This window comes from Cupriavidus sp. 05L411 (assembly GCF_056398045.1).
Genome location: NZ_JBFTOQ010000031.1, coordinates 65951 through 86208, shown reverse-complemented (window position 1 = coordinate 86208; position 20258 = coordinate 65951). Strand labels below are relative to the sequence as shown.

At 66.9% G+C, this 20258-nt stretch carries 19 protein-coding genes and 1 pseudogene; 16 read left to right on the top strand and 4 right to left on the bottom strand.

What is annotated here, in order from left to right; genetic code table 11:
- A pseudogene (locus AC1DQR_RS29020) lies at positions 1–294 on the top strand (copper resistance protein CopQ); the annotation flags it as partial.
- Positions 295–430: 136 nt separating this feature from the next.
- Positions 431–997 carry a TetR/AcrR family transcriptional regulator gene (locus AC1DQR_RS29015; protein WP_477134229.1) on the top strand — a complete coding sequence of 189 codons (567 nt, stop codon included), beginning with the start codon at positions 431–433 and terminating at the stop codon, positions 995–997.
- 16 nt (positions 998–1013) lie between these two features.
- Here the strand turns inward: AC1DQR_RS29015 and AC1DQR_RS29010 are convergent, their stop codons facing one another.
- Both AC1DQR_RS29010 and AC1DQR_RS29005 read right to left on the bottom strand, forming a co-directional pair.
- Entirely contained in the window at positions 1014–2408 is a 1395-nt protein-coding gene (locus AC1DQR_RS29010) for an APC family permease (protein ID WP_416049139.1), read from the bottom strand.
- Between the two features lie 128 nt (positions 2409–2536).
- On the bottom strand, positions 2537–3409 hold the full coding sequence (locus tag AC1DQR_RS29005; protein WP_477134228.1) for a LysR family transcriptional regulator: 873 nt from the start codon (positions 3407–3409) through the stop codon (positions 2537–2539).
- Between the two features lie 139 nt (positions 3410–3548).
- Here AC1DQR_RS29005 and AC1DQR_RS29000 point away from each other — a divergent pair, with 139 nt between their 5' ends.
- The 3 genes from AC1DQR_RS29000 (at position 3549) to AC1DQR_RS28990 (ending at position 6770) form a co-directional block, all read left to right on the top strand.
- Positions 3549–4154, top strand: a complete 606-nt coding sequence (locus AC1DQR_RS29000) for a cysteine hydrolase family protein (protein WP_416050357.1) — start codon at positions 3549–3551, stop codon at positions 4152–4154.
- Positions 4155–4417: 263 nt separating this feature from the next.
- Positions 4418–5416 (top strand): lipopolysaccharide heptosyltransferase I, encoded by a 999-nt coding sequence (gene waaC / locus AC1DQR_RS28995; protein ID WP_477134227.1) that lies wholly within the window; start codon positions 4418–4420, stop codon positions 5414–5416.
- Between the two features lie 232 nt (positions 5417–5648).
- Positions 5649–6770: an NADH:flavin oxidoreductase/NADH oxidase gene (locus AC1DQR_RS28990; protein ID WP_416049136.1), complete on the top strand. Its 1122-nt coding sequence runs from the start codon at positions 5649–5651 to the stop codon at positions 6768–6770.
- An 84-nt stretch (positions 6771–6854) separates the two neighbouring features.
- On the opposite strand, the gene AC1DQR_RS28985 is transcribed toward AC1DQR_RS28990, so the two are convergent.
- Together AC1DQR_RS28985 and AC1DQR_RS28980 are read right to left on the bottom strand one after the other, a co-directional pair.
- Positions 6855–7835, bottom strand: coding sequence for a Bug family tripartite tricarboxylate transporter substrate binding protein (locus AC1DQR_RS28985; RefSeq protein WP_416049135.1), 981 nt, complete (start codon positions 7833–7835; stop codon positions 6855–6857).
- 89 nt (positions 7836–7924) lie between these two features.
- Positions 7925–9022, bottom strand: coding sequence for a porin (locus AC1DQR_RS28980; protein WP_416049134.1), 1098 nt, complete (start codon positions 9020–9022; stop codon positions 7925–7927).
- A gap of 500 nt (positions 9023–9522) precedes the next feature.
- Between AC1DQR_RS28980 and AC1DQR_RS28975 the strand changes: the two genes are divergently transcribed.
- The 11 genes from AC1DQR_RS28975 (at position 9523) to AC1DQR_RS28925 (ending at position 20199) form a co-directional block, all read left to right on the top strand.
- A complete protein-coding gene (locus tag AC1DQR_RS28975; RefSeq protein ID WP_416049133.1) occupies positions 9523–10410 on the top strand; it encodes an alpha/beta fold hydrolase in 888 nt (295 codons plus the stop codon).
- 233 nt (positions 10411–10643) lie between these two features.
- On the top strand, positions 10644–10949 hold the full coding sequence (locus AC1DQR_RS28970; RefSeq protein ID WP_416049132.1) for a recombinase-like helix-turn-helix domain-containing protein: 306 nt from the start codon (positions 10644–10646) through the stop codon (positions 10947–10949).
- A gap of 111 nt (positions 10950–11060) precedes the next feature.
- Entirely contained in the window at positions 11061–12116 is a 1056-nt protein-coding gene (locus tag AC1DQR_RS28965; RefSeq protein WP_174423393.1) for an aromatic ring-hydroxylating oxygenase subunit alpha, read from the top strand.
- On the top strand, positions 12109–12879 hold the full coding sequence (locus AC1DQR_RS28960) for an SDR family oxidoreductase (RefSeq protein WP_416049130.1): 771 nt from the start codon (positions 12109–12111) through the stop codon (positions 12877–12879). Before AC1DQR_RS28965 ends, AC1DQR_RS28960 begins: the two co-directional genes overlap by 8 nt.
- A 16-nt stretch (positions 12880–12895) precedes the next feature.
- Positions 12896–13432 carry a cupin domain-containing protein gene (locus tag AC1DQR_RS28955; protein ID WP_006157660.1) on the top strand — a complete coding sequence of 179 codons (537 nt, stop codon included), beginning with the start codon at positions 12896–12898 and terminating at the stop codon, positions 13430–13432.
- 58 nt (positions 13433–13490) lie between these two features.
- The gene (locus AC1DQR_RS28950) at positions 13491–14321 is read left to right on the top strand and encodes an IclR family transcriptional regulator (protein WP_174423390.1); all 831 of its coding nucleotides are present in this window, start codon (positions 13491–13493) and stop codon (positions 14319–14321) included.
- 5 nt (positions 14322–14326) lie between these two features.
- Complete coding sequence (locus AC1DQR_RS28945; protein WP_477134226.1) at positions 14327–15130, top strand: SDR family oxidoreductase; 804 nt, start codon at positions 14327–14329, stop codon at positions 15128–15130.
- Entirely contained in the window at positions 15123–16844 is a 1722-nt protein-coding gene (locus AC1DQR_RS28940) for a thiamine pyrophosphate-binding protein (protein ID WP_416049129.1), read from the top strand. The genes AC1DQR_RS28945 and AC1DQR_RS28940 overlap by 8 nt, the downstream gene beginning before the upstream one ends.
- A 12-nt stretch (positions 16845–16856) precedes the next feature.
- Entirely contained in the window at positions 16857–17663 is an 807-nt protein-coding gene (locus tag AC1DQR_RS28935) for an aspartate dehydrogenase (RefSeq protein ID WP_416049128.1), read from the top strand.
- A gap of 22 nt (positions 17664–17685) precedes the next feature.
- Positions 17686–19158, top strand: a complete 1473-nt coding sequence (locus AC1DQR_RS28930; protein ID WP_416049127.1) for an aldehyde dehydrogenase — start codon at positions 17686–17688, stop codon at positions 19156–19158.
- A gap of 51 nt (positions 19159–19209) precedes the next feature.
- The gene (locus AC1DQR_RS28925; RefSeq protein WP_416049126.1) at positions 19210–20199 is read left to right on the top strand and encodes a VOC family protein; all 990 of its coding nucleotides are present in this window, start codon (positions 19210–19212) and stop codon (positions 20197–20199) included.
- The last annotated feature ends 59 nt before the right edge of the window (positions 20200–20258 follow it).

Sequence of the window (20258 nt, the reverse complement as noted above, 5' to 3'; positions counted from 1 at the left end):
GACCCGTTCACCGAAGGTGCACGCGTTGGCAAGGCTGACCCGTACACGGACGGTGCCCGCATCGTGGCCGGCCTGGATCGCAGCGGCGTCTCGGCCTCGCCGTCGCGTACCGTTGACCAGTTCACCGACGGCGCCCGTGCCGGCAAGTTTGACCCGTACACCGATGGCGCACGTATCGTCGCCGGCCTGGATCGTAGTGGCGTGTCGGCCAGCCCTGCCCGTAGCGTGGACGCCTATACCGACGGTGCCCGTACCGGCAAGTTCGATGTGTTCACGGAAGGCGCCAACGCTTGAGCTACGCGCGATGCCAGAGCACGCTGTGAATCAATCGGTCATCCAATGAATGCGGTGATGCATGCAAAGAGCCGGTAACACCGGCTCTTTGCCATTGCCGATGCCTCGAGGGTCTGCCGAAAGGTGGATGCATGCCATGACGACTCCGTCCGTACGCGATCAACTGCTGGAGCACACCCTGGTGCTGGTGCGGCAGCGGGGGGTCAATGGATTCAGTTACCGGGACCTTGCCGAACGGGTAGGGGTCAAGACCTCCAGCATCCATTACCACTTTCCCTCCAAGGAGGACCTGGTGCAGGCGGCGGTGACGGAATACAGCGCCCGCAACTCGGAGCGCGTGCGCGGCATCGATACCAGCCTGCCGGTGGACGAGCAGGCTCGCGCTTACCTCGCGCCCTGGCTGGCCACCGCGGGCGGCGACGCCATCTGCCTGGTGGGCATGCTGTCCGCAGATGCCGTGTTCCTGCCGGAAGCGGTGCATCGCATTCTCAAGGATTTCTACCACCTGCACGAGACCTGGCTCACGCGCCTGCTGGAAACCGCGCAGGCCGTGCAGCACAAGGCCTTGCCGATCCCGCCGCAGGCCCTGGCGCAAGCCGTGTTTGGCGCGCTGCAAAGCGGGCTGGTGGTTGCGCGGCTGTTCGGCGCGCCGCAGCGTATCGAGGCGGCGGCGGACCTGTTGACGGCATCGGTATCTGCCTAGGCGGCCCCGGGGCGTGTCAAGGGCCAGGGGCCCCGAGCGCTCCGCGCGCGGCGAGCCGCCGGCGCCGGTTGAGCCAGAGCGGCACCGCGCCAACCGCGATGCCGCCCAGGGCCACCACACGCGTGGCCAGGTCGAAGCTGGGGATGCTGTATAGCCCGATGAACCACAGGAACGCCGCGCTGCAAGCGGGCCAAAGCACTAGCAGCAACAGCCTGGCGGGTGCGCGGGCGGCACCGCGCCGGCAGTGCCAGGCACAGGCGAAGCCGGCTAGCCCGTAGTAGAACGCCACCTGGAAGCCGATGGCATTGACCGAGTCCTGGATGATCTGGCCCACGCTGTTGAAGCACGCGGACAGCGCCAACAGCAGCAAGCCGAACGAGGCGATCACCGCGGTGGCCACCCACGGCGTGCGCCAGGTGCGGTGCAGCTCCGCATAGCGCGGGTGCAGCAGGCCATCGCGGCCTTTGGCGTAGAGCGTGCGGGTGAACTGCAGGATCGAGGTTTCCAGCGTGCCCACGGTGCTGAGCATGACGGCCAGCACGGCCAGGTAGTCCCACGGGCGCGGGAACAGCCGCGCGGCGAGCGCAAACACCACGTTGGTGCCGGCTCGGCGGATCTCCTGGTCGCTCAGCACGGCCTGGCTGGCGATGACGAAGGCCATGAACAGTGCCAGCACGATGACCATCGCCATCAATGCGCCGCGCCCGGGCGCATGCGCCGGATCGCGCGTCTCCTCGGTCAGGTTCGCCGTTACGTCCCAGCCCCAGAAGAAGAACAACGCCACCAGCGCCCCATTGGCAAATAGCTGCGGGGTAAAGCCAAATGGCGACAGCATGGCCAGCGAGGGCGGGTGGGCAAGCGGCAGCGGCGCGCGCAGCAGGGCAGCGAGCACGATCGCCGCCAGCACCCCGACCTCGACCAGCGTCATTGCCACCTGGGTGTAGCTGGTCAGCTTGACGCCCTTGACCACGACCACGCTTACCGCCAGCAGCCAGCCTGCGGCGACCAGGGTCACCACGGGCGGGCGCTCCGCCAGCGCCGGATCGAGCAGGAGCAGGGTGGCAGTGGCGGCCGGAATGGTGCCGGATACCATGAATACCGCCGACGCCACCAACAGCGTCCAGCCTGCGAAGAATCCGAGCACCGGATGGAAGATCTCGCAGACCCAGGTGTAGCAGGCGCCCGCGCTGGGCTGCAGCCGGTTCAGTTGCTGGTAGGACAGCGTCACGCCGAACATGATCAGGCCGCAATACAGCAGGCTGGCCGGCGCCAGGCTCCCCACCGTCGCGACCAGGGTGGCGGTGGTGGCTGCCAGGCTGAAGGCGGGCGCCGTGCCCGCCACGCCCATGACGACGGATTCGCCCAGCCCGAGTGCGCCTGCGTCCAGCGTTGCCGGTGAATTCCGATCCATGGCGAAGCTCCCCGTGCCATCGGCGGCCGGTGGCGGCCTGCCGACAGCACCGTGCGCGAGCCCGTGGGGGCGGGCATGCTTCAGGCAACTATACTGCCTACCCCCGCGTTTTCAACTGCTTCCGTGGCTCACGGGCATTGCCGCAGTTCCCCGGCCAGCCAGTCGATCACGGGCCGGAACCGAGAAGCGCCGCGAAACTCCTGCGGATATGCCAGCCAGATTTCCCGTACCACCTCCGGCACCTCGCGCACCATCGCCAGCCGGGCATCGTCCCGCGCCAGGTAGTGCGGCAGCAGGCCGATGCCCAAGCCGTTGCGAATGGCCTCGCGCACTGCCAGCAGGTTGTTCGACTGGAACCCCGTGCGTGCCGCCAGCGTGCGCGTCCATTCGGATTCAGGCAACGCCAGGCCTTCGTCCAGCAGGCCACATAATGGCGCGCCGTCGAGATCCTGCTCGCGCCACGGGCCGGCGTTGGCGGGCCGTAGCGGCGCATACAGGCCAAAGCCCATGCTGCCCGCGCGCTGCGCGATGGCATCGCTTTCCTGCGGCCGCGCCAGCCGCACCGCGATGTGGGCGCGGCGCCGCGCCAGGCTGGCGATGCGGTTGTCCGTTTCCAGCCTGACCTCGAGTTGCGGGTGCGCGCGATAGAGCGCGAACATGCGTGGTGTCAGGAAGTGGCTGCCGAGCGCGGCGGTGCAGGCGATGCTGACCACGCCGGAGACGCCGCTGCCGGCGTCCTCCACTTCGCGCAGCAAGCGCTGCGCTGAACTCTCCATCTGCTGCGCCGCGGCCAGCGCCGAGCGGCCGGCCGCCGAGAGCGCGAACGCGCCATCGGTGCGTGTTGCCACGGGCTTGCCGAGCGCCGTCTCCAGCCGCCGGATGCGGCGGATCGCTGTCGCGTGCGTGACTTCAAGCTCGCGGGCGCAGGCCGAGTAGTTGCCGGTGCGGATCAGCGTGGACAGGGTGAGCAGGTCATCCCAGTGGAGTGAACGTTTTTGCACAATGGATGTGAGCCAGTTGAGAATTGGCGAACAGCATAGCGCGGCTTATCATCGCTTGCATGGTAGTCACCCTCGTGGCGCCTGCCCGTGTATTTCCACGCCGTTTCCGAGATCTGACGCACAAGCACTAGGAGCCATGATGACCACACCCTTTACCCTGCTCGACCTCGCCGGCGCCAGCCGCCTTCCTTCGGCGTGGGAGGCCGCCACGCTGGTGCTGATCGACCACCAGCGCGAGTATGTCGACGGCAAGCTCCCGCTGGTGGGCATGCCCGCTGCCATCGCGGCCTGCGGCGAACTCCTGGCGCTGGCGCGCCAGCATGGCAGCCCGGTGGTGCACGTGGTGCATCACGGGCGGGCCGGCAGCGGCGGCGCCTTCGATCCCGAGGGCCCATATGCGGCCATCATCCAAGGGCTGGAGCCGCTTGGCGGCGAGCACACCGTGGTCAAGGGCCTGCCCAACAGCTTTGCCGGCACCACGCTGGCCGCCATGCTGGACAAGCTAGGGCGCAAGGAGCTGATCGTGGCGGGCTTCCAGACGCATATGTGCATCAGCGCCACAGTGCGCTCAGCGCTCGATCATGGCTATCGCAGCACCGTGGTGGCATCGGCCTGCGCTACGCGCGACCTGCCTGACCCGCTGGGCGGGGCGCCGCTCTCGGCAGCGGAGATCCATCATCACTCGCTGGCGGCGCTGCATGACCGCTTCGCCACCGTGGTGGCTGGCCCTGGCGCCTGGGCCTGAGTTGGCCGGAACGGGGCGCAGAGGGCCAGCTGATGCGTGGCGGGTCCTCTGCCGATCGTATGTCCCACACTGGTACCCATGTTAGGGAAAGTCAAAGGTCAAAGGAGAACGCGGCGTGCAGCTGGCTGGCGCCGGGTGCCGCGCGAACCCCATGCGGGGCCGTCGCAGGGCTTGCAAATTGGTGCGCCGCCCATGGGGCTGGTGCATACTACGGCCTCGCTGCCAGCCAGCGAGATCCGTCCGCAACCCGATTTTCCATTTCCATGAAACGCATTCTCCTCATCAAGATCACCTCTTTGGGCGATATGGTGCACACGCTGCCGTTGGTGTCCGACCTGCGGCGCGCCTATCCCGAGGCCAAGATCGACTGGGTGGCCGATGCGTCGTGCGCCGATATTCCGCGCTGGGCCGTGGGCGTGGATCGCGTGATCGCGCCGCCACTGCGCGGCTTCAAGAAATCCCGCAGCTGGGCCGACCTGCGTGCCATCATCGGCGCGCTGTGGGCCCTGCGCCGCGAGAAGTACGATGTGGTGGTGGATGTGCACGGCGTGTACAAGAGCGCCATCGTGGCCTGGCTGGCGCGCTCCAGCCGGCGCCTGGGCTACGCCGCCGAGTACCTTGGCGAGGCGCGCGCCGTGTTTGCCTACACGCAGATCTTCGGGCCGCATGGCGACGCTACCGCGCGCCACAAGATGCGCATGGTGGTGGCCAATGCGCTTGGCTATCCGCTGGATCCCATTGAGCATTACGCGCTGCGCGTGCCCGCGCCCGCGGCGCCGCTCAATGCCGATGGCGTGCCGCGCGCGATGTTGTTCCACGCGACTTCCGTCGAGGCCAAGAAATGGCCTGCGCAGCGCTGGATCTCGGTCGGCAGGACGCTCACCGAGCGCGGCTACCGGATCCAGTTGCCCTGGGGCTCGCCCGCGGAGCGCGAGCAATCCGAAGCCCTGGYGGCGGAGATCCCCGGTGCCGAGGTCCTGCCGCGCATGACCATTACCGAATGCGCGCAACGGGTGGATGCCGCCGCGCTCGTGGTCGGCACCGATACCGGCTTCGTGCATCTGGCGGATGCGTTGGGCAAGCCGTCGGTGATGTTGTTCACGGTTACCGACAGCCAGCACTTCGGCATTAACACGCCCGGGCAGTCCGTCTCCGTTGGCGCGCGTGGCGTGGTGCCGGAGATCGCGGACGTGCTCGCCGCGATCGGCCAGGTCACGGACGGCCAGTCCAGGCCGCAACTGGTGGCCGCCAGCCAGGGCTGATCGCCGCCCGCCCCGCCGCAATGGCGGGGCGTCCTACTTGCGCGGTACCGGCGGTTCCCGGCGCCCGCGCCGCTCCCCTTGTGCATCACGGAATGCAGGCCGTCCATCCGGGCCGGAACGGCGTTGCTGAAAAGGGCCGTTATGGCGCGACGACGCAGAAAGCCCAGGCGCTCTAGAATGGGATGCCATGCCTGCCGCAAGCCGGCGCCACAGACAGCAATGAGTCTCCCCCATGAGTGAAAGTCAGTTGTTCCAACCCTTTTCGATTGGCAATCTACGGCTGGAAAACCGCATCGTGATCGCGCCCATGTGCCAGTACTCTGCCGAGGAAGGCTCGGCTGCCGACTGGCACATGATCCACCTCGGCCAGCTCGCGCTGTCGGGCGCCGCGATGCTGATCATCGAGGCGTCGGCCGTGTCGCCGGAGGGGCGCATTACGCCGGGGGATCTCGGCCTGTACTCGGATGCGAACGAGGCGGCGCTCGGCAAGGTGATCAAGGCCGTCAGGGCGCATTCGCCGATCGCGCTGGCGATACAGCTGGCGCATGCCGGGCGCAAGGCATCGAGCCACGCCCCCTGGGAGGGCGGTAGCCAGATCCGGCAGGACCAGCCGTCAGGCTGGAAGACACTGGCGCCATCCGCCGTGCCGCACGCCGAGGGCGAGGATGCGCCGTTGGCGCTCGACCGCGCGGGCATGGACAAGGTGCGGGACGATTTCGTTGCCGCAGCCAGGCGCGCGGCCCGCCTTGGGCTCGACGGCATCGAGCTCCACATGGCGCATGGCTACCTGCTGCATCAGTTCCTGTCGCCGCTGGCGAACAAGCGCAATGACGAATACGGCGGCAGCCTGGAGAACCGCATGCGGTTCCCGATCGAGGTGTTCGACGCCGTGCGCGCGGCTTTTCCCGCGGACAAGCCAGTCTGGGCTCGCATCTCGGCCACCGACTGGGTGCCGGGCGGGTGGGATATCGAAGGCACGATCGCGCTGTCAAACGCGCTCAAGGCACGTGGCTGCGCGGCCATCCATGTGACCACCGGCGGCGTTTCGCCGGCGCAGGCGATCAAGCTGGGGCCGGGCTACCAGGTGCCTTACGCGCAGCGGGTCAAGGCGGAGGTGGGCTTGCCGACCATCGCGGTGGGGCTCATCACCGAGCCCGAGCAGGCGGAAGCCATCATTGCCAACGGCGAAGCCGATGCGGTGTCGCTGGCGCGCGCCATGCTCTACGATCCGCGCTGGGCGTGGCATGCGGCTGCCAAGCTTGGCGCGCAGGTGCATGCGCCGAAGCAATACTGGCGCTCGCAGCCGCGCGAGTACAAGGACCTGTTCATTGATGCCAGTTTCGGGCAGCGCTAGGCTGCGCCGGAAAGCAAACGGCGTCCGGATTCCGCGGGGGAAGCCGGACGCCGTCGCCTTGCACAGGATCAGCCAGTCGATCCATCAATCGGCCTGGATGCCGAACTCCTTGACGATCTTGGCGTAGCGTGTCGAGTCCGACGCGATCAGCTTGCTTAGCGTAGCGGGCTCGCCGCCGACCGGGGTGATGGCGATGGTTGCCATGCGTGCCACCACGTCAGGCATTTTCAGGATGTCGTTGACGTGCGTATTCAGCATTTTCACCAACTCCGGCGGCAGACCCTTGGGTGCCAGCAGCGCTTGCCACGCGCCCACCTCCACATCCTTGTAGCCCAGCTCCGCGAGCGTCGGCACATTCGGCGCGAACGGCGAGCGCTTCATGTCCGCGACGGCCAGCGGCACGATGGCGCCCGTCCCTATGTATTGCGCCACCGCGCCCAGCGTGGAGTACGTCATCGGCACTTGCCCGCCGAGCACGTCGACCACCGCCGGCGCGGTGCCGCGATATGGCACCTGTGAGATGTTCACGCCCGCGGCCTTGTTGAACAGCTCGCCAAGGATGTGCATGGGCGATCCGTTGCCGGGCGTGGCGTAGGTCTGCACCGTACCCGCCTTGGCGCGCGCAACCAGTTCGGGCAGCTTGGTGATGCCCGTGCCTTTGTTGACCACCACGAACAGCGACTGCACGCCAAGCTGGGCCACCGGCGTGAAATCGCCACGCACGTCGTAGCTGGCGCCCGTGCCGTTCCTGAGCACCAGCGGCGCGATTGCAACGGTGTTGGGCGCGACCAGCAAGGTGTAACCATCGGCGGCGGATTTGGCGACGTACGAACTGCCGATGGTGCCGGCCGCCCCGGTGCGGTTCTCGACCACCACGGACTGGCGCAGGCGCGCCGAGAGTTTCTCGGCGAGCAGGCGGGCCAGCACGTCGGTGTCGCCGCCGGCCGGGTAGGCAACGACCAGCGTGATGGGTTTGGTGGGGTAGGCCTGCGCTCCGGCGCCGCCTGCCATCATGGCCGTCGTGGCCGCGATGGCAGCAAACAGAATGCGAGTTGCGAGCTTCATGGGGTAACGCCTCTAGATTGACTTCGTGCTGGCATGCAGCGCGTTGCGCGCCGCATGCCAGCCAGTGCCGCGCAGCGACGCGCCGGCGCTTAGAACGTGTGCTTGATGCCGATCATCGTGCCCAGCTGGTTGCCGCCGGGCTTCGGGTTGGAACCCGTCTGGGCACCGCTGACCGACAGGGCGAGCTGGCCGCCGTTGTCGATGAAGCCAGCCGTGGCGTACACGGAGGTGCGCTTGGAGAAGGCGTAGGTACCACGCAGCGCGTACAGCATCGCCTTGTTGTCGCTGTTGTGGTACTTGAGGTAGTAGACCTGGCCGGCCAGCGTGAACGCCGGCGTGATGTCATATGCCAGGCCCGCATACCAGAGGTCGCTGCGCGGCGTGGGGCTGCCGTCATTGTCGCGGCGGATGACGCCCAGGCCCATCTTGGTCTTGGACAGCAGCACGTAGCCGTTGAGCGAGAGCCGGTCGTCCGTCTGGCTGCTCTTGGTCAGGCCGCCAAACGCGCCAGGCCCGCCACGCAGCGAGTCATAGGCCGCGGCCACGCCCCACCATTTGTTGTCGTACTGGAGCAGGGCCGACCATTCGCGGCATTGCTTGCTGTCGGCCGCATTCTCGCCCGCGCAGTTGGTGCCGGCCGGGCTCGGGCCCGCGTTCACTGTGTCGCGGCCAAAGCTATAGGTGGCACCTACCGTGAAGCCGCCAAAGGTGCCCTTGTAGGAAACGGCGTTGTCGGCGCGCGCGTTCGGCAGATAGCTGTCGAGCGAGCCCGAGCCGTACACGTTGGGGCCGAGGATGTCCGGGTCCAGCGTGGCCCAGAACAGCATTGTGTACTGCCGGCCCAGGGCGACCTGGCCCCAGGGTCCGGAGAGTCCGACCAATGCTTGCCGGCCGAACAGGCGCGCGCCCTGGTTGGAGGTGCCGGAATCGGGGGCGAATCCGGATTCGAGCACAAACAGGCTCTTGAGCCCGCCGCCGAGATCCTCCGTGCCGCGGATGCCCCAGCGCGATGGCACCGTGCCCGTCAGGGTGTTCATGCGGGCCACGTTGTCCTTCGCCGCACCAACATTGTTCACATACTCGATGCCGGTATCGACGACGCCATACAGCGTCACCGTCGATTGGGCTGAGGCCAGCATAGGTACTGCGGCTGCAAGGGCAGCCAGTGCAATCCGTCCAAGTTTCATCGTTCGTTTCCTCTTCCTTTTCCTTTTCCGCCGTGTCGGTTGGTTGGCGTTGCAGCGCTTCGTCAGGCCATCGTCGAGCTGGGTCTATGCATATCGTAATGAGCACTTTCCAGCTTCTTTTGTTTTATAGGTAAAACATCAGATTACATAAGAAACAACGAGCAAAATATAGCTGGTCATTTCGGGAAACACATGGGTGGGTAATCCCTAGTGATGCGGAGAAGCGACGAGTGGCCTGCACCAGAACGGCGCTGTTGCGCACCATGCTGCGCAACAGCGAGGACGGCGGGCGCGCAGCCGCCATGCCGGGGACCCGCGCCCGTATTGGTATGAAAGGCTGTGCAAAGCCATTGCGCCAAAAAGGGGATTTGCGGGCGCTCCAACGTCGGCGCAGAGCCGGGCCGTACGACATTTTTTTTGCAGGGGGTTAACCCGGATCAATTTCCAGATTCAGGCGGTCTATATTTCTTAGGTTTCATTTGCAAACTATGGTTTTATATATGGAACAAATTAACCCAGCGCAGCTACCCCAGCCGGATGAAGCGTTGCTCCGTGCCCTCGATAGCGGCTTCAGCGAGCGGCGCATAGCCGCAGGCTGCGACGGCGCGCCGCTCGCTTACCGGTGCGGCGGCAGCCACGGGCCTGTGGTGGTGCTGCTGCATGGCATCAGTTCCGGCGCGGCCTCCTGGCTGTCGTGCGCAAGCCTGCTGGCGGCGCACGCGCGCGTGATTGCGTGGGACGCGCCCGGCTATGGCAATTCGCAGGCCTTGCCCATCGCAGCGCCCAAGGCTGCCGACTACGCGCTGCGCCTGCAGGACCTGATGCGCGCCCTGGACGTACGGCCCGATGTGATCGTGGGGCACTCGCTCGGCGCGCTGATGGCGGCTGCCTATGTGGCCGAGGCTAGCCCGGCGCTGCTGCCCGCGCAGTTGCTGCTGCTGAGCCCGGCGCAGGGATACGGCGGCCCTGGCAAGGAGGACAAGGCAAGGGATGTGGCGCGCCAGCGGCTCGAAGCGCTCGCGGCTGTGGGCGTGGAAGGCCTGGCCGAGCGGGGTCCCGGCCGCCTGCTGAGCGCCGCGGCCAGCGCGGATGTGCAAGCTTGGGTGCGCTGGAATATGCGTCGGCTGGATCCGGACGGTTACCGGCAGGCGGTGGCGATGCTGTGCGGCGATGCCATTGACGATTACCTCGGGCGCCGGGGGCAGGGCGTCAGGGTGCGGGTCGGCTGCGGCGCGCTGGATGTTGTGACGCCGCCACCCGGGTGCGCGGCGCTGGCGGAGCGCTTTGCCTTGCCGTTCGAGCTGATCCCGGATGCCGGGCATGCCTGCTACGTGGAGCAGGCCAGCCGGGTCGCGCGCTGGATTCGCCACGGGCTTGCAGTGGCTTAGCCTTCCCCTTCCTGTTCCTCGTCCTGTTCCTTCGTACCCACCCGCCTCAGGCCGCCGCGCCGATGCCGATGCCACGTTCTCGTGGCATTGGTAAATCAGAAGGGTAAACCCCAGTCAATTTTTGAAGTTTCGTTGTCTATAGTGGTGTCTGTGTTCAATATTTAAATCAGCGTTTTATAGGTGAAACAAAACGCTCGGTTAGCCGGTTGGCAATAAGGGAAAGGAGTAGCGCAATGGAAAACCTCGCATACAACCCGAATCTGGCGCCCTGGGAGCGTCCGGCTCCGAACAATGTCGCTGGCAAGGGCCACATCGAGCAGCCCGGCAAGGTGGCCAACATCGTGTGGCAGACCCGCGCCGCCATGCCCACCGCCTACGAAGACGCGCTGGGCGATGCGCTGGAGGCCGCCTTCGAAGCCGGTGCGAAAAACCCGGAAGACATCGTGCGTTCGTTCAACCAGGCGGGATTGCTGGGCGCGGATGGCCAGGCCTGGACCGAAGCGCGTTTCCTCGCCGAAATGCGCCGCCTGGGCGCCTGAACGAGGCGCCACACAGTTCAAGAACATCAAAGCGATTGCGTCGCGAAGGGCAGTGCAATCAGGCGCCCCTCGAAAGAGCGATCCGATCCGGTACCCGCAAGAGAGCAAACAATGGAATCGAACAAGCAAGCGCGTGCTGAGGCGCGCCTGAACACCGGCCTGCACAACTATTGGTATCCGGTATCGGCCGCATGGGCGGTCACGCATGCACCGGTCGGCATTACGCGCCTGGGCCAGAACATCGTGCTGTGGCGCGATGGCGAAGGCCAGGTGCACGCGCTGGAAGACCGCTGCCCGCACCGCGGCGCGCGCCTGTCGATGGGCTGGAACCTTGGCGACCGCGTGGCCTGCTGGTACCACGGCGTGGAAGTGGGTGGCGATGGCCAGGTCAAGAGCGTACCGGCTGTGGACAGCTGCCCGCTTGAGGGCAAGACCTGCGTGCGCAGCTACCCCGTGCAGGAAAAGGCCGGTGCCATCTTCCTGTGGTTTGGTGAGCGCGCTCCAGCGCAAGCCGATGCGCTGCGCCTGCCGGAAGAACTGGAAAGCGACGAGCACACCAAYTTCCTGTGCGTGGCGCACTGGGACTGCAACTACCGCTACGCSATCGACAACGTCATGGACCCGATGCACGGCGCCTACCTGCACGCGGTGTCGCACTCGATGGCCAGCGGCGAAAAGCAGGCTGTGATGGCCGTGCGCGAGACCGACACCGGCCTGGTGTTCGAGAAGACCGGCCAGCGCGGCGTGAACTTCGACTGGGTGGAGTTCGGCGAAACCGGCACGATGTGGTTGCGCCTGGCCATCCCCTATCGCGCCAAGGTGGGCCCTGGCGGTCCCTTCGGCATCGTTGGCATCGCTACGCCGGTGGATGAGGAGCACTGCATGGTGTTCTTCTGGCGCACCCGTCACGTGCAGGGTTGGGAGCGCGATGTCTGGCGCTTCCTGTACCGCAACCGCCTGGAGGGCCTGCACTGGGACGTGCTGGAGCAAGACCGCGTGGTGCTGGAAATGATGGCGCCGAACGCGCGCGAACATGAAACGCTGTACCAGCACGATGTCGGCATCACCCGCGTGCGCCGCCTGCTGCGCCGCCGTGCCGACCAGGAAGTCGCCGACGAGCCCGTTGCCATGTTGAAGCCGGTTGGCGGGGTGGCGAGCCATGCCTGAGATCGATCGCCATAACCTGCTGGCTGGCCGGCGCGTGCTGGTGACCGGCGCGGCGCGCGGGCTKGGCCTGGCGTTTGCCACCGCGATTGCCGAAGCCGGCGCCGCCGTCGCCATGGCGGACATCCTCGCGGACCGCCTGCACGAGGAGGCAGCTGCGCTGCAGGCCCGCGGGTTGAAGGCGCTGCCCTTCGTGCTCGACCTGGGCAACCCCGAATCGGTGAGCGCTTGCGCCACGGCTGCGGCGGCCGGGCTCGGCGGCCTGGACGGCCTCGTCAACAACGCCGCGGTGACCGACTCCGGCGGCCGCGACGCCAGCGCCATCGACATCGCCACCTGGGACCGCGTGATGAACATCAACGTGCGCGGCACCTGGCTGATGACCACCGCCTGCCTGCCGGCGCTGCGCGCCTCGGGCCGCGGCGCCATCATCAACCTGGCGTCCGACACGCCGTTGTGGGGCGCGCCCAACCTGCTGGCATACGTGGCCAGCAAGAGCGCCATCATCGGCATGACCCGCTCGCTGGCGCGCGAGCTGGGCGACGACCAGATCACCGTCAATGCCATCGCACCGGGGCTGACCCTGGTGGAGGCAACCGAATACGTGCCCCAGAAGCGGCGCGACCTCTATCGCGAGCAACGCGCGATTTCCCGCGAGCAGCTACCCGAGGATGTCTCCGGGGCCGTGCTGTTCGCCCTCTCCGACCTGTCCCGCTTCGTGACGGGCCAGACGCTGGCCGTCAACGGCGGCTTCGTCATGCACTGAGCTAGAAGGAATCCAAATGAGCGATCTTTCCCAACAAGACAACATCAAGCGTTCCTGGGAGCAGCCGTCCGGCGCTTCCTTCGACCAGTGGATGGAGAGCCGCGTCGCGCGCTTCTCCACCCGCCGCTACGACTGGGACGCGCTGAAGTTCCAGGCTGACTACGATCCCAAGTACCGCCGTGCGCAGATGCGTTACCTCGGCACCGGCGGCACCGGCGTGGCTACCGACACCAATACTGTGCCGTCCGAGAATTTCACCTTCTCGACCATGATCATCCCGGCTGGCCACGAAGGCCCGTCGCACCTGCACACGGACGTGGAAGAAGTCTTCTTCGTCATGCGCGGCAAGATCAAGCTGATCCTGGAGAAGGACGGCGAGCGTTTCGAAACCATCCTGACCGACCGCGACCTGGTCTCGGTGCCTCCCGGCGTGTACCGCGAGGAAATCAACATCGGCGAGGAAGACGCGCTGATGTGCGTGATGCTCGGCGCCAAGAAGCCGATCACGCCGACGTACCCGCCCGAGCATCCGCTCACCAAGGTCAAGCGCTGAATAGCGCGCGCCGGCGCGCCAACCCGGGTGCCGGCCCAGTTGAAACATAAGCCATCTCATGACTCAAGAACGCCTGTCGGAAGACACCCAGGACAAGTACATCGTGCCCGGACTGGAACGCGGCCTGCGCCTGCTGGCCGAGTTCAGCCGCCGCGACCGCACCTTGTCGGCGGCCGACCTGGCACGCCGGCTCAAGGTGCCCCGCTCCACGGTGTTCCGGCTGCTGGCCACGCTGGAGATGATGGGCTTTGTCGAACGCACCGACGGCGGCCGTGATTACCGCCTCGGCATGGCGGTGCTGCGCCTGGGCTTCGAGTACCTGGCTTCGCTGGAACTCACCGAGCTGGGGCGCCCGCTGCTGGATCGCCTGCGCGACGACATTCGTTACCCGTGCAACCTGGTAGTGCGCGACGGCCGCTCGATCGTTTATGTGGCCAAGTCGGTGGCGCCCACGCCATTCAGCAGTTCCGTCACCGTGGGGACCCGCTTGCCGGCGCACGCCACCGTGCTCGGACGCGTGCTGCTCGAAGACCTGACGCTGGCCGAGTTGCGCCAGCTCTATCCGGAGCCGCAACTGGAAGTGTTCACGCCCAGCACGCCGCGTACGGTCGAAGCACTGTTCGAGATGGTGCAGCGCGACCGCGAGCGCGGCGTGGTGCTGCAGGAAGCATTCTTTGAGGCCAGCATCTCGACCATCGCGGCACCGGTGCGGGATCGTACCTGCAAGGTGGTGGCGGCGCTGGGCGTGACCATCCCGGCCTCGCGCATCGATCCGGAGCAACTGGACATGATGGAAGAGAAAGTCAGAGACACCGCGGGCGAGCTGTCTCGCCTGCTGGACTACCGCCCGCGCGAGCACGGCAAGGTGGTCAACCTGTATCGGGAGTGAGGACGATGTCCATGATTGAACTCGACGGCAAGGTTGCCGTCGTCACGGGTGGATCCTCGGGCATCGGCCTGGCCACCGTCGAACAACTGCTGGAATCGCGCGCCGCCGTGGCGCTTTGCGGCCGCAACGAAGCGCGCCTGCGCGAAGCGCAAAGCCATCTGCGCGCACGCTTCCCCGATGCCCGCCTGTACGCGGCTGCCTGTGATGTGCTGGACCCCGCGCAGGTAGCCGCCTTTGCCGCCGCCAGCGAGGCCGCGCTCGGCCCCGCCGACATGCTGGTCAATAACGCCGGGCAGGGCCGCGTCTCCACGTTCTCGAACACCGAGGACGCGGCTTGGCTCGAAGAGCTGCAGCTCAAGTTCTTTTCGGTGATCCATGCCACGCGTGCGTTCCTTGCGCAACTGGAGCGCTCGGACAGCGGTGCCATCGTCTGCGTGAACTCGCTGCTGGCCGTGCAACCCGAGCCGCATATGGTGGCAACGTCCGCGGCGCGCGCCGGCGTGCATAACCTGGTGCGCTCACTGGCAACCGAATTCGCCCCCAAGGGCATCCGCGTCAACGGCATCCTGCTAGGCCTGGTCGAGTCGGGCCAGTGGCGCCGGCGTTTCGAAGCGCGCCCGGATGCCGAGCGCGACCTCGACTGGGCCGCGTGGACCGCGCGCCTGGCGCAGCAAAAGCATATTCAACTTGGCCGTCTTGGCCTGCCGCAGGAAGCCGCACGCGCGATCCTGTTCCTTGCCTCGCCGTTGTCTTCGTACACCACGGGCAGCCACATCGATATTTCCGGAGGACTTTCCCGTCATGCGTAACGAACAGCAACAAGTCACGGTGGGCCACGCCATCGCCGCCTTCCTCGAACAATGCGGCGTCAAGGCAGCGTTCGGCGTGATCTCGATCCACAACATGCCCATCCTCGATGCGATGGGCGAGCGCGGCAAGATCCGCTTCGTGCCCGCGCGCGGCGAAGCCGGCGGCACCAATATGGCCGACGCCTGCGCCCGCACCACCGGTGGCCTGGGCGTGTGCCTGACCAGCACTGGCACCGCTGCGGGCAATGCCGCCGGCGCCATGGTCGAAGCACTGACCGCCGGCACGCCGCTGCTGCACCTGACCGGACAAATCGAAACGCCGTACCTGGACCAGAGCCTGGCCTACATCCACGAGGCGCCGGACCAGCTSACCATGCTGAAGGCCATCTCSAAGGCCGCGTTCCGCATCCGCAGCGCCGATACCGCGCTSAGCACCATCAAGCTCGCCGTGCAAACCGCGCTGACCGCGCCGACCGGCCCCGTCAGCGTGGAAATCCCCATCGATATCCAGGCCGCGCTGATCCCGATGCCGACCGACCTGCGCCCGCTGGCGGTGCCCACCCATGTGCCGTCTGCCCACGCGCTGGACGAACTGGCCGAGCGCCTGTCCAAGGCAAAGCGCCCGCTGCTGTGGCTGGGTGGCGGCGCACGCCACGCTGGCGCGCAGGTCAAGCGTCTGATGGCGCTGGGCTTTGGTGTTGTCACCAGCACGCAAGGCCGCGGCATCGTGGCCGAAGACGATCCCCGCTCGCTGGGTGCGTTCAACCTGCACAAGCCGGTGGAACAGTTCTATCAAACCTGCGACGCCATGCTGGTGGTGGGCTCGCGCCTGCGCGGCAATGAAACGCTGAAGTACGAACTGAAGCTGCCGCGCCCGCTGTTCCGTGTGGATGCCGATGCATCCGCCGAAGGCCGCTGCTACCAGAGCGACTACTTCGCCAGCGGCGATGCAGCGCTGGCACTCGATGGCCTGGCCGACCGCCTGGAAGGCAAGCTCAAGGTGGACCCGAACTTTGCCGCTGACCTGCGCTGCGCGCACGAAGTCGCCATGAGTGGCCTGATCGACGGCCTGGGCCCGTACTCGGCGCTGGTGGAAGCGCTGCAAGGCGCGGTCGGCCGCAACTTCAACTGGGTGCGCGACGTGACCGTCTCCAACAGCACCTGGGGCAATCGCCAGCTGCGCATTTTTGACTCCCGTGCCGGCGTGCATGCGCTGGGCGGCGGCATCGGCCAGGGCCTGGCGATGGGCATCGGGGCCGCCGTGGGCGCGGCAGTGACGGCTTCCGGCAAGAAGACATTCTGCCTGGCCGGCGATGGCGGCTTCATCCTGAACCTGGGTGAACTGGCTACCGCCGTGCAGGAGCGCGCCGACGTGGTCTTCGTGTTGATGAATGACAAGGGCTATGGCGTGATCAAGAACATCCAGGACGCGCAATACGGCGGACGGCGCCACTACGTGGACCTGCACACGCCGGACTATGCGCAACTGTCGCAATCGCTGGCCCTGCGCCATCGCCGCGTCAGCAACCTGGCCGACGTGGGCGCCGCACTGGAAGAAGCCACCATCGAATCCGGCCCGTTCCTGCTGGAGATCGACATGCTGTCCATCGGCACGTTCAAGACCGCGTTCGCAGGCCCGCCGGTCAACAAGGAAGCGGATGCCGACGCCGAGAAGACCGCACGCGCGGCCGAACGCAGCACTGTGACCGCCTGAGGGAGACGCAACATGCTGCACGTGTCGATGGTGGGATGCGGAGCGATCGGGCGCGGTGTGCTCGAGCTGCTCAAGAGCGATCCGGACGTGGTGTTCGACGTGGTGGTGGTGCCCGAGGCGCAGATGGACCAGGCGCGCCATGACGTCTCCGCGCTGGCGCCGCGCGCACGGGTTGCCACCTGCCTGAGCCAGGCCGACGGTCGGCCCGACCTGCTGGTGGAGTGCGCTGGCCACCATGCGCTGGAGGAGCACATCGTGCCGGCGCTGGAGCGCGGCATCGCCTGCATGGTGGTGTCGGTGGGCGCGCTTTCCGAGCCGGGCCTGGCCGAGCGGCTGGAAGCCGCGGCACGGCGCGGCGGCACGCAGGTGCAGCTACTCTCCGGCGCCATCGGTGCCATCGACGCACTGGCGGCAGCGCGCGTGGGCGGGCTGGACTCGGTGGTCTACACCGGGCGCAAGCCGCCCGGCGCGTGGAAGGACACGCCGGCCGAGGGGCTGTTCGACCTCGACGCGCTGACCGAAGCCACGGTGATCTTCGAGGGCACCGCCCGCGAAGCCGCGCGGCTCTACCCGAAGAACGCCAATGTGGCGGCCACGCTGTCGATGGCCGGCCTCGGGCTGGACCACACGCAGGTCAAGCTGCTGGCGGATCCGGGCGTGGATGAAAACGTGCACCACGTGGAAGCGCGCGGTGCCTTCGGTGGATTCGAGCTGACCATGCGCGGCAAGCCGCTGGCGGCGAACCCCAAGACTTCGGCGCTGACAGTGTTCAGCGTGGTGCGTGCGCTGGGCAACCGTGCCCACGCCATGTCGATTTAAGCAGCGCAGCAAGGCAATCATCATGAAGCAAGACATTCTCCCCATCTGTATCGCAGGCGAGTGGCGCGTGGGCGGCGGCGAGCGCTACGCCACGCGCTACCCGGCCACTGGCGAAGTCGTCGCGGAGCTGAACGCGGCTAGCCTGGACGACGTGGAAGAGGCCGTGCAGGGCGCGCATCGCGCGTTCCTTACCAGCGGCTGGGCGCAACGCAAGCCGCACGAGCGCGCAGCCGTGCTGCATCGCGTGGCCGACCTGATCCGCGCGCGCGCCGAGCCGCTGGCGCAGCGCCAGCGCCTGGACAACGGCAAGCCCATCAGCGAGACGCGCGCGCTGGTGGCCAGCGCCGCCGGCACGTTCCAGTTCTTCGCGGCGGCCTGCGAAACCTTGGAGGAGACGCTCACGCCCGCGCGTGGTGATTTCCTCACCATGAGCGTGCATGAAGCCATGGGCGTGGTGGCCGCGATCACGCCGTGGAATTCGCCCATCGCCAGCGAGGCGCAGAAGCTGGCGCCCGCGCTGGCCGCCGGCAACGCGGTGGTGATCAAGCCCGCCGAGATCACCCCGCTGATGGCGCTGGAACTCGCCGCCATCTGTGAGGAAGCCGGCGTGCCCAAGGGCCTCATCAGCGTGCTGCCGGGCAAGGGCTCGGTGATCGGTGATGCCATTACCAAGCACCCGCTGGTGCGCCGCGTGTCCTTCACCGGTGGCACCACCACGGGACGCCATATCGCCCACATCGCCGCCGACAAGATGATGCCGGTGTCGCTGGAGCTGGGCGGCAAGTCGCCCACCATGGTGTTTGAGGACGCGGACCTGGACCACGCGGTCAACGGCGTGCTCTACGGCATCTTCAGTTCCTCGGGCGAATCGTGCATCGCGGGTTCGCGCCTGTTCGTGGCACGTTCCTTGTATGAGCCTTTCATGGACCGCCTGGCCGAGGGCGCCGCGCGCCTGCGCGTAGGCGATCCGGCCGACGAGCGCACTCAGATGGGGCCGCTGATCAGCGACCGCCATCGTGACTCGATCGAATCGTATGTGGCGCTTGGCGTATCCGAAGGCGGCCAGCTGCGTACGGGAGGCATCCGCCCCACGGTGGCGGGCTGCGAGAACGGCTACTTCTACACGCCGACCATTATCGAGGGGCTGGATAACAGCGCCCGCGTATGCCAGGAGGAGATCTTCGGGCCGGTGCTGGTGGCAATGGCCTTCGACGACGAGGACGATCTGATCGCACAAGCCAACGACAGCGTGTACGCGCTGGCGGCGGGCGTATGGACGCGCGACTACAAGCGCGCATGGCGCTTTGCGCGTGCGGTGCAGGCCGGCAATGTGTGGATCAATACGTACAAGCAGTTCTCGATCTCGACACCGTTCGGCGGCTGGCGCGACAGCGGGCTGGGGCGCGAGAAGGGGCGGCTGGGGATCCTGCAGTACATGGAACAAAAGAGCGTGTATTGGGGCATGCATGAACAACCGCTGCCGTGGGCTAACTAAATGAGCGCGACGACATTGGACGCGGCAAAAGCGACACAGCAGGAGAGGGTAATGAACACGATTCTGGGCATCGACGAAATCGTCTACGGTGCCGACGACCTGGACGCCTGCCGGCGCTTCTTCGCCGACTGGGGCCTCACGCTGGTGCGCGAGGATGCGGCCGGGCTGGATTTCGAGACGCTGAACGGCTGCCGCGTGCTGGTGCGCCGCACCGACGACCCGGCGCTGCCGGCGGCAATGGAAGACGGCCCGACGCTGCGCGAGGTGGTGTGGGGCGTGGACACGCAAGCCGCGCTGGACCGGATCGCGGATGCCATCCGCGCCGAGCCGGGCTTCGTCAGCGCGGGCGAGCACGGCGTGCAGGGCGAGCAAGGCGAACGCGTTGGCTGCACGGACCCGAACGGCCTGGCCGTGCGCTTCCAGCTGACCCGCAAGCGCGAGGTCGAGGTGGAATGCGCCGCGATGAACACGTGGAACGACAAGCCGCGCATGAATCAGCGCAGCCCGATCTACGAACGTGCCACGCCGATCGAGGTAGGGCACGTGGTCTTCTTCGTCAAGGACGTGGCCGCCACCGAGCGTTTCTACACCGAGAAGCTGGGCTTCGTGCCGTCGGACCACTATCCGGGCCGTGGCGCCTTCCTGCGCTGCGCGCCGGACGGCGGCCACCACGACCTGTTCCTGCTGCAGCTGCCGCAGGCCAAGAGCGGGCTGAACCATGTGGCCTTTACTGTCCGCGACATCCACGAGGTGTTCGGCGGCGGCCTGCATGTGTCGCGCAGCGGCTGGGATACGCAGCTTGGCCCGGGCCGGCATCCGATTTCGTCCGCGTATTTCTGGTACTTCAAGAATCCGGCCGGCGGCCTCATCGAGTACTACGCAGATGAAGACCAGCTGGATGCCGACTGGGAGCCGCGCGATTTCGAGCCGGGCCCGACCATGTTCGCCGAATGGGCGGTGGAAGGCGGGCTGGATGGCAATACGCGCAGGCAGAAGAACGCAGGCGGCCCGCAGGGCAAGTTCCTGACGGAGAAGCGCTGAGCACGGCGTAGCAGCACAGGCAACGCGGGCAACACAAGCAACGCAGGCAAGACAAGCAA

Excerpts from the sequence above, each read along its gene's own strand:
- AC1DQR_RS29015 (WP_477134229.1), top strand. The coding sequence starts at position 431 with ATGACGACTCCGTCCGTACGCGATCAACTGCTGGAGCACACCCTGGTG.
- AC1DQR_RS29010 (WP_416049139.1), bottom strand. The coding sequence starts at position 2,408 with ATGGATCGGAATTCACCGGCAACGCTGGACGCAGGCGCACTCGGGCTG.
- AC1DQR_RS29000 (WP_416050357.1), top strand. The coding sequence starts at position 3,549 with ATGACCACACCCTTTACCCTGCTCGACCTCGCCGGCGCCAGCCGCCTT.
- AC1DQR_RS28990 (WP_416049136.1), top strand. The coding sequence starts at position 5,649 with ATGAGTGAAAGTCAGTTGTTCCAACCCTTTTCGATTGGCAATCTACGG.
- AC1DQR_RS28985 (WP_416049135.1), bottom strand. The coding sequence starts at position 7,835 with ATGAAGCTCGCAACTCGCATTCTGTTTGCTGCCATCGCGGCCACGACG.
- AC1DQR_RS28980 (WP_416049134.1), bottom strand. The coding sequence starts at position 9,022 with ATGAAACTTGGACGGATTGCACTGGCTGCCCTTGCAGCCGCAGTACCT.
- AC1DQR_RS28975 (WP_416049133.1), top strand. The coding sequence starts at position 9,523 with ATGGAACAAATTAACCCAGCGCAGCTACCCCAGCCGGATGAAGCGTTG.
- AC1DQR_RS28970 (WP_416049132.1), top strand. The coding sequence starts at position 10,644 with ATGGAAAACCTCGCATACAACCCGAATCTGGCGCCCTGGGAGCGTCCG.
- AC1DQR_RS28955 (WP_006157660.1), top strand. The coding sequence starts at position 12,896 with ATGAGCGATCTTTCCCAACAAGACAACATCAAGCGTTCCTGGGAGCAG.
- AC1DQR_RS28950 (WP_174423390.1), top strand. The coding sequence starts at position 13,491 with ATGACTCAAGAACGCCTGTCGGAAGACACCCAGGACAAGTACATCGTG.
- AC1DQR_RS28945 (WP_477134226.1), top strand. The coding sequence starts at position 14,327 with ATGTCCATGATTGAACTCGACGGCAAGGTTGCCGTCGTCACGGGTGGA.
- AC1DQR_RS28935 (WP_416049128.1), top strand. The coding sequence starts at position 16,857 with ATGCTGCACGTGTCGATGGTGGGATGCGGAGCGATCGGGCGCGGTGTG.
- AC1DQR_RS28930 (WP_416049127.1), top strand. The coding sequence starts at position 17,686 with ATGAAGCAAGACATTCTCCCCATCTGTATCGCAGGCGAGTGGCGCGTG.
- AC1DQR_RS28925 (WP_416049126.1), top strand. The coding sequence starts at position 19,210 with ATGAACACGATTCTGGGCATCGACGAAATCGTCTACGGTGCCGACGAC.